We start from the raw sequence: 11,770 nt of genomic DNA, 5'->3' as shown, positions 1-11,770 counted from the left end.
GTTAGACGGCGAGCCTGCGGGCCGTCGTCTGCGGGCCTGCAAGCGATTCGAGGATCGCCTCGTAGGGCGCCAGCGTGCCCACGGGGCCGACCGCTGTCAGCGTCGGCTTGGTCGAGAACAGCCGCGAGGAGAGGTCGGTCAGCCGCTCGATGGTCAGCGCCGCCAGCCGCTCCATCAGTTCCTCCTTGGCGATCGGTCGGCCGAACAGGAGCAACTGCCTGGCGATCTGCGAGGCGCGGCTTGCCGGGCTTTCCGCCGACATGATGAGGCCGGCGCGATATTGCGCGCGCGCACGATCGAGCTCATCCTGCTGGATGCTCTCGCCGGCTTTCTGCAGCTCGTCGATGATGACCGGCACCAGCTTGGCGATATCGCTCTGCCCGGTCGCGGCGTGTACGCCGAAAATACCGGTGTCTGAGAAGCCCCAATGGAAGGCATAGACCGAGTAGCACAGGCCGCGCTTCTCGCGCACTTCCTGGAACAGCCTCGACGACATGCCGCCGCCCAGGATCATCGACAGCACCTGCGAGGCGTAGAAGTCGCGCACGTGGTAGGCGCGGCCCTCGAAGCCGAGCACGATCTGCGCGTCCATCAGGTCGCGGTCCTCGCGGAAGTCGCCGCCGACATATTGCGCATACTGCGGGATGTTGCTGGTAGCCTTGGCGCGGAAGCCGCCGAGCTGTTTTTCCACCTCGCGCACGAAATTGTCGTGCTTGATGTCGCCGGCGGCCACGATCACCATGCGCTCGGCGCCGTATTGGCGTTCGATGAAGTCGTGCAACTGCCTGGAGGTGAAGGATTTGACCGTCTCCGGCGTGCCGAGGATCGAGCGGCCGATGGTCTGGTGGCGGAAGGCGGTTTCGGTGAAACGGTCGAACACGATATCGTCGGGCGTGTCGTGCGCGGCTCCGATCTCCTGCAGGATCACGTGCTGCTCGCGCTCCAGCTCCTCGGGGTCGAATTCAGACTCCTGCAGGATGTCGGCCAGGATATCGACCGCCAGCGGCACGTCGTCGGAGAGCACCCTGGCATAGTAGGACGTCGTCTCGACGCTGGTGGCGGCATTGATCTCGCCGCCGACATTCTCGATTTCCGAGGCGATCTGGAAGGCGCTGCGCCGCTTGGTTCCCTTGAACGCCATGTGCTCGAGCAGATGGGCCATGCCATGCTCTTCATCGCGTTCATTGCGGGCGCCGGACTTCACCCAGGCGCCAAGGGCAACGGATTCGAGGCTTGGAAGGGTTTCGGTGGCGACCGTCAGGCCGTTCGACAGACGGCTTACCTCAACACCCATATGGCAACTACTCCCTAACGGGCCGCCCGCGTGTGGCGGCTCACGTAATCTTCCACCATTTTCAGCTCGGATGGAAGTATGGTGTACTTTTCGTCGGCTGTCATCAAGTCACCCAGCCACGAGGGAAGCGCCGGGGTAACGCCGCTGGCGGCCTCGACCGCCGCCGGGAACTTCGCTGGATGCGCGGTGCCGAGCACCACCATCGGCACGGCGCCCGAGGCGTGGGCTGCCGCCACATGCGCGGCGGCGGCCGTGTGCGGATCGATGAGATAGCTGCTCCGCTCAAGCGTCTGGCGGATGGTTGCGGCGACCTCGACGACGCTGGCGCGGCCGGCGTCGAACTCCGCGCGGATCCGCGCCATTTCGCCCGCTTCGATGGTGAAGGCGCCGGACTGCTTCAGCCCGTTCATGTAGCGCCTGACGGTCGCCGCATCTCGGTCTGCTGCCTCGAACAGCAGGCGCTCGAAGTTGGACGACACCTGGATGTCCATCGACGGCGAGGTGGTGGCGAACACGCCCTTGGTGCGGTATTCGCCGCTCGAAAGCGTGCGCGCCAGGATGTCGTTGTCGTTGGTGGCGATGATCAGCCGCTCGACCGGCAGCCCCATGCGCTTGGCGGCGTAACCAGCGAAAATATCGCCGAAATTGCCGGTCGGCACGGTGAAGGACACCGGCCGGTCGGGTGCGCCGAGCGACAGCGCCGACGAGAAATAATAGACGATCTGGGCCATGATGCGGGCCCAGTTGATCGAATTGACGCCCGACAGCGACACCCTGTCGCGGAAGCCGTGGTCGTTGAACATGTCCTTCACCAGGCCCTGGCAATCGTCGAAATTGCCTTCGATCGACAGCGCATGGACATTGGTGGCCCTGGAGGTCGTCATCTGCCGCTGCTGCACCGGCGAGACCTTGCCGTGCGGGAAAAGGATGAAGATGTCGGTGCGGTCGCGGCCGGCAAAAGCGTCAATCGCAGCCCCGCCGGTATCGCCCGAGGTCGCGCCGACGATGGTGGCGCGCTTGCCCCGCTCGGCAAGCACATGGTCCATCAGCCGCGCGAGCAGCTGCATCGCCACGTCCTTGAAGGCGAGCGTCGGGCCGTGGAAGAGTTCGAGGACGAAGCTGTTGGTGCCGGTCTGCACCAGCGGGCACACCGCATCGTGCCGGAACGTCGCATAGGCCTCGCGCACCAGCCGCTCGAAGACGGGTGCGGCGATCTCATCGCCGAGGAAAGGCGTCAGGATGCGGATGGCAAGGTCGGGATAGGCGAGGCCGCGCATCGCGCGGATATCGGCAGCGGAGAACTGCGGCCATTCGCGCGGCACGTATAGCCCGCCGTCGCGCGCCAGCCCGGCCAGCACCGCATCGGAAAATCCAAGCACGGGCGCATCCCCGCGGGTACTCACATATTGCATCGTCAAAAGCCCATTGCTGCCGGCCGCGTCATCCACGGCAAATTGGTTAATTTTCCGAGCCGGCTCAGTCGCATTTTCGCCGCGGCGTTGATATACGTCACCGGCTTTGTGAGAGGGAAGTGCAGTTCATGGCGTTTTATTCGGTCAACCGTCGTCTTGTCGCGGGTCTGGCGCTCACCGGCTTTATGCTTGCCGCCGCGGGTTGCCAATCGAGCGACAATGGCATCCTGAACTTCGGCTTCAGCAAGAAGGATCCGACCGCGCCGCCACCGCCGCAGGACCCGAAAGTGCTTGCCAGCCAGCTGCGCGCCTACTGCCCGAAGGTGACGCTGCGCGACGGCACCGCCTTCTTCAACACCTACGCCAAAGGCACGGCCGCCAACCCGAAGAAAAAGAAGGCTGACGCCGCGGTGGATGCCGAGGCTGCGGGCGCCGCGGCGGCGCAGACCGGCCCCGACGGTCAGCCGGTCGACCCCAATCGCGATCCCGCCAAGATCATCTATCAGGCTTCGATCACCGACGTGACACGCGACTGCACGCACGAAAACGGCCAGCTGACGATGAAGATCGCTGTCGCCGGCAAGGTCGTGCCGGGACCGCTGTTTGCGCCAGGCACCGTCACCATGCCGATCCGCGTCGCGGTCCAGCACGGGCCTGACGTGCTCTATTCGCAGCTGCATCAGTATCAGGTGCAGGTCACCGATCCGTCGGCCGCCACGCAGTTCGTCTTCACCGACGCCAATGTCGTGGTGCCGGAGCCCAGCGCGACCGACTATCAGGCCTATGCCGGCTATGACGAAAACGCGCCGGCCGCGGTGGACAAGTCGAAAGGCAAGCGGAAGAAGCGCGCTGCGGCGGCGACGAACTAGCCAACGCAGCGCGCCTAATCCCAACCGCGATTGGCCGCGACGCCTGTCTTGGCGCGGATGTTTCCGGTCACGATCGGCTTACGCTTCGGCGTGCTCAGGGGCCTTCCTTGCAGATGCGCTCGAAGCGAGCGCGCCAACCTTGTCTCGCCGCGCCAAGCGCCTGGCCCAATCGCGTCCCGGCCGTTCGACGAGGCGGTATGTCGCCGCCGACAGCAGGATCGTGAACAGAAGCATCGACACCTGCAGCAGGTCGCCGAGCCAGAACGAGCCGTGCAGATAGATGATTGGGGCCGGCTCGTTGCCTGGGTTCAGTGCGTACGGGGTGAACAGATCGGTGTGCAGGATGCGTTGAATGAGCAGGAACGCAGCTCGAACGAGCGACCTGACCAGGGGATGCATCATATAGATCGAATATGTCAGCGTGCCGACCAACAGCATGAAAGGAGCGGTAAGCATGGCGCTGACAGAGCCACGCTCCCGCGCAAACACCAGCACGACCAAGGCAAAGATCAGCGGCGATCCGATGGAGAGCGGCAGGCTGGTTGCAGCGACCGACACATAGCCCACGGCCAAAGCGAAGCTCGCCGCTTCCAGCAGCGTCTCAACCGCCGACGATAGCGATTGTTTCAGGAGAGGGAATCGCTCCCGGAAGTCGAAGCAGACGACACCAAGCGCGAAACCAAAGAGACAGCGCACGAGCCCATAGTCATATGTGGTATCCATGCCGTGCGGGCTCATCGTGGCGATCACGATCGGGCCGGCAATGATCGGCAGCAGCCAGGGCCACATTGCGGGCCCCAGCCTTGCCACCACGACGGCAAAGATGACATAGGCGGCAAACTCAGCACTGATGCTCCAACTGACGAAATTCAGCCAGTTCTGCGGATTGACGCCGAGACCCTGCAGCAAAAACACGTTTGTGACGACTGCCTGAAGCAGGTTCGGGCCGATGCCTTCCTTTGCCGCGTCGATGGGAATGAAAAGCAGAAGCGTCAGCGCATGCAGCGGATAGATTCGCCCTAGGCGCAGGATCATGAAGCGCCCGATGCCGAATCCTTCGGCAAGGCGCGCGCGATAGTTGGCGGCAATGACAAAACCGCTGAGCACGAAGAAGAAATCGACGAACAGGTAAGCCTGCCTGACCAAAGGCAGGAAGGTGAGGTGGCTGAAAACATCGAAATGAAACAGCGCGACCATGCAGGCGCAAATGCCGCGCCAACTGTCGAGAGCATCGTAGCGAGGAGCGTTCTTGACCAAACCCATGCGGAAAAACGGGTAGGTGGAATTCGCTGCTTGCGCAAGCTGCGGTTGAATTAATACTTAACGCGCTTCCGTCCCGTCACCCGACAAAAGGAGATCGTTGGTGTGCAATAAGAAAACTCATGTCTTGGCCGGGTTGCTTTACCTGTGCATGATGGCGACCGCATCGGCAACACCGTCGAGCGGCAATGTCAGCAACTACGGCGCGGTTGGTGACGGCGTCACCAACGATACCGCGGCATTCAACCTCTGCTTGACCTACAATGTCATCTGCTGGGTCGACCCCGCCAAGACCTATGCGGTCGGTGATGTGCAGATGAAGAACGGCAATCGCCTGATCGGCCTCGGCACTGTAGAGTATGGTGATCGGACTGCAGCTACTGCATCGACGCGGCCGATCCTCGTCGGTGTCGCTGGCTCCACTAATGTCATTAATGTCAGCGGAGTCAGCAATAGCGCTGCGATCGATGGACTCTTCATCGACTGCAAGAGTTCCAGCATCAATGGTATTTCCGGCGGCAGTTTCCAACTCAGCATCCAAGGCACGACGGTGGTGGACTGCGCGGCTGGCCTCGGTGACATGGCAGGTAGCACTTACACGACGGAAGCGCACATCATCGACGCCACGTTCGGCAGCAATCAGCGTGGGATTTCAAATCCAACCGACTCGCTCATCGTCAACGCCGATTTCGCCAACAACAGCGGCGATGGCATCTATCTCGGCGGTGGCGCGAACTCCAACACCATCGTCAACAGCAGGTTCGAATGGAATCAGGGCTATGGTGTTCAGAGTTATGGCGGCACGAACAACAATAGCATTTCCAACAGTATCTTCGACCGAAACTACAAGGCTGGCATCCGCCTGGATGGCGTGACGGGCTTCACCATCTCGAACAGTGTCTTCACCCGCAATGGGCGTAACAACGTTGCCGTCGACCAGAATGCGCAAGTCTACATGAGCGGTGCGAAGAATGTGAGCATTACTGGCGGTCTTAGCCTTGTCGGCCGGGACGATGGCGGCACGGGTACTTATACGCCGGCTTATGTTTTTTCCTACGATAGCGGCACGCCGAGCACGAACGTGACGATTTCGGGCTTTGCAACGGCGGGATTGTTCAACTCCACGACTAACCCGACCGGCTCATTCATCACGGCAGCGGTGGAGGGTCCTGAGCCGACCAGCGGCTACAACGTCTCTGGCGTGAACGATATTGCCGACACAGGTAACACCGTCACGGGTATCACGGCCTTTGCATCAGGCGGCTAGGCCAGCGCGACACAATTGACCGCGACCGTCAACACGGTCTCGACCGCTTCGGCCGCTGCGGCTTCGGTGAGACTTGGTCTCTGCGTGCCTGGCCGGCAGCAGACGGTCGCCAATCTTGGCGCGAACAGCATTCAGGTGTTTGGCACCAGCCCGAACACGATCAATGGAGTTGCGAGCGCAACCGGCGTCGCACAGGCGGCAGGAAAGATCGCCACTTATTTCTGCACCGGCAGCGGCAACTGGACTCGGCTGTTGAGCAACTGAGGGAGAATCGCCGCGGCAACCCGCGATTAGCGGAAGACAATTATGAGCGAGCCGACGGCGTCATAGAGAGGCTCGCTCGCGGCACCCTTCTCAAGCGTCTTCCGACCACTCCGACAGCGCCGCAATCGTGCCGCCGAGTTCCGCGAAGCGGCGGATGACCGTTTCGGCGCCGGCCTCGGTCAGCGCGTCGGCGTGGCCGGGGTAGCTGTGCCCGGCGCCGGTGAAGCCGATGACGCGCATGCCTGCCGCCCGGGCGCCGGTGACGCCGTGCACGGAATCCTCGATGACGAAGGTGTTCTTCGGGTTCGCGCCGAGCTGTTCGGCGGCATAGAGGAACACGTCCGGCGCCGGCTTGGTCTTCTTGCTCGGGATGTCGAGCCCCGAAAAGATGCGGCCGGCGAAGAAGGGCAGCAGGCGCACCTTGTCGAGCATGAACTCGATCCGTTCCTTGCGCGAATTGGAGCAGACGGCGCGCGGCGCGGTGACGGCAGCCACCGCCTCGCGGGCGCCGTCGATGACGCGCACGTCGCTGCGCAGCTTGCGGTCGACGAGATCCTCGGCGCGATCGATCAGCGAGGCCTGGAACGGAATGTGGGACTTCTCTTCGAGCCGCAGCATGATGTCCTTGAAGGTAAGCCCGGCATAGGTCTCGAAAATCTCCTCCGCCGAGATCTCGAACCCCGCCGACGTCAGAAGCTCGGCCTCGACACGCGCGGCGACGATTTCAGAATCGACGAGCACGCCGTCGCAATCGAAGATGACAAGGTCTGGCTGGGGCATGGCAATCCGAAGCGTGGGAGGAAAATGGCCTGGCTGGCCCAAGCGGCGCGGCATACACCAACCGGTCGGTCTTCGCAAACCGGGATCACCGTGCGCCCGGCCTTCACCGAATGTTTACGCTGATCGGTAACCATAACGGTCAGTAAACCGTAACGCGTGCTTTGGGTGTTTTGATGTCTGCCGTGCGTCTTCTCGACGAGCTTTCCCACGCTCCCCTTAAGTCCGAATGGCTGGACACGATCCTGAAAGGCGACTGCGTCGCGGCGCTCGACAGGCTGCCGGAAAAGTCGATAGACGTCATCTTCGCCGACCCGCCCTACAATCTGCAGCTCGACGGCGACCTGCACCGGCCCGACCAATCCAAGGTCGACGCCGTCGACGACGACTGGGACCAGTTCGAGAGCTTCGAGGCCTACGACGCCTTCACCCGCGCCTGGCTGCTTGCGGCGCGCCGCGTGCTGAAGCCAAACGGCACCATCTGGGTCATCGGCTCCTACCACAATATCTTCCGTGTCGGCGCCCGCATGCAGGATCTCGGGTTCTGGATCCTGAACGACGTCGTCTGGCGCAAGACCAACCCGATGCCGAACTTCCGCGGCCGCCGCTTTCAGAACGCGCATGAGACGATGATCTGGGCCTCGCGCGACCAGAAGGCCAAGGGCTACACCTTCAACTACGAAGCGCTGAAGGCCTCGAACGACGATCTGCAGATGCGCTCGGACTGGCTGTTCCCGATCTGCACCGGCGCCGAGCGCCTGAAGGACGACAACGGCAACAAGCTGCATCCGACGCAGAAGCCCGAAGCGCTGCTTGCCCGCATCATGATGGCCTCGACCAAGCCGGGCGACGTCGTGCTCGATCCCTTCTTCGGCTCGGGCACCACTGGCGCCGTCGCCAAACGCCTCGGCCGCCACTTCGTCGGCATCGAGCGCGAGCAGGCCTATATCGACGCCGCCAACGAGCGCATCGCGGCCGTTAACCCGCTGGATGGCGCCGACCTCACCGTGCTTTCGGGCAAGCGCGCCGAGCCGCGCGTCGCCTTTATCAGCCTGATCGACACCGGCCTGGTGGCGCCGGGCGCCACGCTCTACGACGCCAAGAAGCGCTGGGCCGCCAAGGTGCGCGCCGACGGCACGCTGGCCATCGGCGACAGCGCCGGTTCCATCCACAAGATTGGCGCCGAGGTGCAGGGGTTGGATGCCTGCAACGGCTGGACCTTCTGGCACTATGAGCGCAGCGGTGGGCTCACCCCGATCGACGAGCTGCGCCGCATCGCGCGCCTCGGCATGGAGCGGGCAGGGGGCTGATCCGCTTGAATCAAGACTTCAGCGGATCGCCGCAAGCGATTCAGATCAAGCCGCAATCCCAAGCCGCTCAAGGTCCGCTTGAAGCGTCTTGGCATCGGTGAACAGCACCGCCTGCCAGCCCGCCGCCTTGGCGCCGTCGACATTCTTCTGGCTGTCGTCGATGAAGAGCGTAGCGGCCGGCTCCAGGCCGAACGATGCCACGTGATGGTCGTAGATGGCCTGGTCCGGCTTGATCAGGCCGATCTCGCCCGAGACGGTGACGCCACGCGGGCGGTCGAGGAAACCGAAACGCTGGCGGGCTTCGGTGAACGTGTCGGCGGCGAAATTGGTCAGCATCGTCACGTCGCGGCCGCTTTCGATCAGGCCGACCATGATGGCGACACTGTCGTCATAGGCATGTGGCACCATGTCGTGCCAGTGGCGGCGGAAGTTGCGGATGTTCTCGGCGTGATCGGGATGCTCGGCGATCAAGAGCGCCTCGGCCTCTTCCCATGTCCGCCCGCGGTCCTGCTCGATGTTCCACTCGCTGGTGCAGACATGGTCGAAGAACCATTTCCGTTCGTCCGCATCGGGGATGAGACGGCTGAACGCAAGGTTCGGATCGTAGTGGATCAGCACTCTGCCGATGTCGAACACGATGTGGCGGATTTCGGTCATTGCGGTCCTTTCAATGCGGGCGTTGCTTTTTGGTCGCGCCCGGTATCGCCGCCTCGATTACCTTTTTCATGACGGTGGGCAGCGCCTCCCCGGAAATTTCATGGGCCAGCGACCAGAAATGCCCACCCGGCGCGTCACCTTCGATGTGGGCATGAAAGACGTCGAGTTCGAGCGCGAAATGCGTGAAGACATGGCCGATCCGCCCGGCGCGCCGCCAGTCGGCCGGGAAAGGCGCGGCATCTTCCGTGGTCGCCCCATCGACTCGCGCCGTCCAGGCCGTCGTCGGCACCTCGGTCATGCCGCCGAGCAGGCCCTTGTCCGGCCGCTTGCGCAGCAGGATAGCGCCGTCGTCGCGCTCGGCGACGAAGGCGGCGCCTCGCCGGAGCGGCTTGTCGTCCCTCGGCAGCCGGACGGGGAAGCGTTCAGGATCGCTCGCGAGAATGGCGCTGCAATCCTCGCGTACCGGGCACAGCATGCAGCGCGGTCGTCGCGGTGTGCAGATCGCCGCGCCAAGGTCCATCATGGCCTGCGCAAAGTCGCCGGGCCTCGCCTGCGGCACCAGTTTCTCGACCAGCGCGCGGATCTCGGGCTTGGCCTCGCTAAGCGGCGTCTCGATCGAATAGAGCCGCGAGATGACGCGCTCGACATTGCCGTCGACGACGGCCGCCGGCCGGTCGAAGGCGATCGCCGCGATCGCCGCCGCCGTATAGGCGCCGATACCCGGCAATGCCTTCAGGCCGGCCTCGGTGTCGGGAAAGCGGCCGCCCTGCCGCGCCACGAGATCGGCGCAGGCTTTGAGATTGCGCGCCCTGGAATAGTAGCCGAGCCCAGCCCAGGCCTTCATGACGTCTTCGGCGGGCGCGGCGGCCAGCGCCTCGACGGTCGGCCATTTCTCCGTGAAAGTCCGGAAATAGGCCTTCACCGCCTCGACCGTTGTCTGCTGCAGCATGACCTCTGAGAGCCAGATGCGATACGGGTCGGGCCTTGTCCCGCGCGCGAACGCGTCCGGCGTCACGCGCCAGGGCAGGTCGCGGTGATGCGCGTCATACCAGGCAAGCAGGCGGGCGGCGATGCTGCTATCTCCGGATGCGACCTTCACGGTCTTGCGGGTCTGGTCTTGCGGTGCCATTGATCGGGTGAGCTGGGGATCGGAGAACGCACATGGCAGGGAAAAAGCCCTTCGGCAATCCCGTTCCGGTGAGCGATCTCGCGACCGAGATCCTCGATCCGGTGCTGAGGAAGCGCGCCGGTATCTCGATCGGGCTGGTGCAATCCTGGGAGGAGATCGCCGGGCCGCGACTGGCCAACCACTCGCGCCCGGAAAAAATCCAGTGGCCGCGCCGCTTGCACGAAGACGATCGGTTCGAGCCGGCGGTGCTGATCATCGCCTGCGAAGGCATGGCGGCGCTGCATCTGCAGCATGAGGCCGGCGAGGTCATCAACCGCGTCAACGCTTTTCTGGGCTTCAATGCCATCGGCCGCATCAAGATCCTGCAGAAGCCGGTCCTTTCGGCAAAAGCCCGGCCTAAACCGGCGCCGAGGCCGCTCAGCGAGGCCGAGAAATCGAAGCTGGCGCGCACGGTCGGCAAGATCGAGGACGATGGCCTGCGCGCTTCGCTCGAGCGGCTTGGAGCAACCATCATAGGACAAAAAAGGCCTTGAGCATGACTCCCGAACATGCGCAACGGTCTCGGGAAGAGACATGCGGCGTGCTGCAAAATTGTCGTCAACGTCGCGTATTCGTGATCGTGCCCGAAAAATTGGCGATTGGATTGGGGACGGCTATGCCTTAATTCGCGCCAACTCTCGCCTTTTCTAGCCCTTGCATTGCAAAATCCAACCGATATCAGGTGATTCGCATGAACCGTGCCCCTTTTGGCAAAAGCTTGTCCCGCAGGAACCTTCTGACCACGCTGGCTGCCATTCCGGCTGTGACGCTGCTTGCCGCATGCAGCGACTCGGGCGAGGAGGCGAAGGCGGCCAATGTGAAGCCCGCCGACCCGTCGACGCCTGCCAAGCCGGCAACGCCGGCGGCCGCGCAGGTGCCGGAAGCGCAGGGCACGGTCGACATGGCGGAACTGCTCAAGCCCGGCGCTTTGCCGGACAAGCAGCTCGGCAAGGACGACGCCAAGGTCACCATCGTCGAATATGCGTCGATGACCTGCCCGCATTGCGCGCATTTCAACGATGCCACCTTCCCTCAGTTGAAGTCGAAATATATCGACACGGGCAAGGTGCGCTACATCCTGCGCGAATTCCCCTTCGACCCGAGCGCCGAAGCCGGCTTCATGCTGGCGCGCTGCGCCAAGGACAACTACTTCGCGATGGTCGACGTGCTGTTCAAGCAGCAGCCGAGCTGGGTTGGCGTCAACAATACCAAAGAAGCGCTACTGCAGATCTCCAAGCTCGCCGGTTTTACACAGGAGTCCTTTGAGGCCTGCTTGACGGACCAGAAACTTCTGGACGATGTGAGAGCTGTCCAGAAACGCGGAGCGGACGAGTTCAAGGTCGACTCGACGCCGACCTTCTTCATCAACGGAAAGACCTACAAAGGGGCGATGTCGATTGAGGAAATGTCGGCCATCATCGACCCTCTGCTCTGACGTCCAGGCCGCGCCGAAGCAATCGCGCCTCGGCGTTCTAGGCTCTGCGGGGCGGCG

General features: G+C 63.2%; 12 protein-coding genes. 6 read left to right on the top strand and 6 right to left on the bottom strand.

All coding sequences use genetic code 11. The features are described 5' to 3' along the window. Window position 1 precedes the first annotated feature (1 nt). Together P9236_RS03925 and thrC are read right to left on the bottom strand one after the other, a co-directional pair. Window positions 2-1,294, bottom strand: coding sequence for a pitrilysin family protein (locus P9236_RS03925; RefSeq protein WP_278073285.1), 1,293 nt, complete (start codon window positions 1,292-1,294; stop codon window positions 2-4). Between the two features lie 14 nt (window positions 1,295-1,308). Next, the gene (gene thrC, locus P9236_RS03920) at window positions 1,309-2,706 is read right to left on the bottom strand and encodes a threonine synthase (protein ID WP_278073284.1); all 1,398 of its coding nucleotides are present in this window, start codon (window positions 2,704-2,706) and stop codon (window positions 1,309-1,311) included. Between the two features lie 128 nt (window positions 2,707-2,834). On the opposite strand from thrC, the gene P9236_RS03915 reads away from it, so the two are divergent. Then, a complete protein-coding gene (locus P9236_RS03915) occupies window positions 2,835-3,575 on the top strand; it encodes a hypothetical protein (protein ID WP_278073283.1) in 741 nt (246 codons plus the stop codon). 78 nt (window positions 3,576-3,653) lie between these two features. Here the strand turns inward: P9236_RS03915 and P9236_RS03910 are convergent, their stop codons facing one another. Further along, complete coding sequence (locus P9236_RS03910) at window positions 3,654-4,838, bottom strand: acyltransferase (RefSeq protein ID WP_278073282.1); 1,185 nt, start codon at window positions 4,836-4,838, stop codon at window positions 3,654-3,656. Window positions 4,839-4,938: 100 nt separating this feature from the next. Here P9236_RS03910 and P9236_RS03905 point away from each other — a divergent pair, with 100 nt between their 5' ends. Together P9236_RS03905 and P9236_RS03900 are read left to right on the top strand one after the other, a co-directional pair. Then, window positions 4,939-6,102 (top strand): right-handed parallel beta-helix repeat-containing protein, encoded by a 1,164-nt coding sequence (locus tag P9236_RS03905; RefSeq protein WP_278073281.1) that lies wholly within the window; start codon window positions 4,939-4,941, stop codon window positions 6,100-6,102. Window positions 6,103-6,117: 15 nt separating this feature from the next. Then, window positions 6,118-6,366, top strand: a complete 249-nt coding sequence (locus P9236_RS03900; RefSeq protein ID WP_278073280.1) for a hypothetical protein — start codon at window positions 6,118-6,120, stop codon at window positions 6,364-6,366. A 90-nt stretch (window positions 6,367-6,456) separates the two neighbouring features. Here P9236_RS03900 and P9236_RS03895 read toward each other — a convergent pair whose 3' ends face one another. Then, window positions 6,457-7,146, bottom strand: a complete 690-nt coding sequence (locus P9236_RS03895) for an HAD family phosphatase (RefSeq protein ID WP_278073279.1) — start codon at window positions 7,144-7,146, stop codon at window positions 6,457-6,459. 173 nt (window positions 7,147-7,319) lie between these two features. Between P9236_RS03895 and P9236_RS03890 the strand changes: the two genes are divergently transcribed. After that, the gene (locus P9236_RS03890; protein WP_278073278.1) at window positions 7,320-8,453 is read left to right on the top strand and encodes a site-specific DNA-methyltransferase; all 1,134 of its coding nucleotides are present in this window, start codon (window positions 7,320-7,322) and stop codon (window positions 8,451-8,453) included. Window positions 8,454-8,498: 45 nt separating this feature from the next. On the opposite strand, the gene P9236_RS03885 is transcribed toward P9236_RS03890, so the two are convergent. Together P9236_RS03885 and mutY are read right to left on the bottom strand one after the other, a co-directional pair. Next, window positions 8,499-9,110 carry an HAD family phosphatase gene (locus tag P9236_RS03885; protein ID WP_278073277.1) on the bottom strand — a complete coding sequence of 204 codons (612 nt, stop codon included), beginning with the start codon at window positions 9,108-9,110 and terminating at the stop codon, window positions 8,499-8,501. 10 nt (window positions 9,111-9,120) lie between these two features. After that, a complete protein-coding gene (gene mutY / locus P9236_RS03880; RefSeq protein WP_278073276.1) occupies window positions 9,121-10,239 on the bottom strand; it encodes an A/G-specific adenine glycosylase in 1,119 nt (372 codons plus the stop codon). A gap of 32 nt (window positions 10,240-10,271) precedes the next feature. On the opposite strand from mutY, the gene P9236_RS03875 reads away from it, so the two are divergent. Then, the gene (locus P9236_RS03875) at window positions 10,272-10,772 is read left to right on the top strand and encodes a DUF721 domain-containing protein (protein ID WP_278073275.1); all 501 of its coding nucleotides are present in this window, start codon (window positions 10,272-10,274) and stop codon (window positions 10,770-10,772) included. A gap of 197 nt (window positions 10,773-10,969) precedes the next feature. After that, on the top strand, window positions 10,970-11,713 hold the full coding sequence (locus P9236_RS03870; RefSeq protein ID WP_278073274.1) for a DsbA family protein: 744 nt from the start codon (window positions 10,970-10,972) through the stop codon (window positions 11,711-11,713). Window positions 11,714-11,770: the final 57 nt, after the last annotated feature.

The organism is Mesorhizobium sp. WSM4884 (assembly GCF_029625675.1).
Taxonomy (GTDB): Bacteria; Pseudomonadota; Alphaproteobacteria; order Rhizobiales; family Rhizobiaceae; genus Mesorhizobium.
This window is presented reverse-complemented; position numbering and strand designations above follow the sequence as displayed.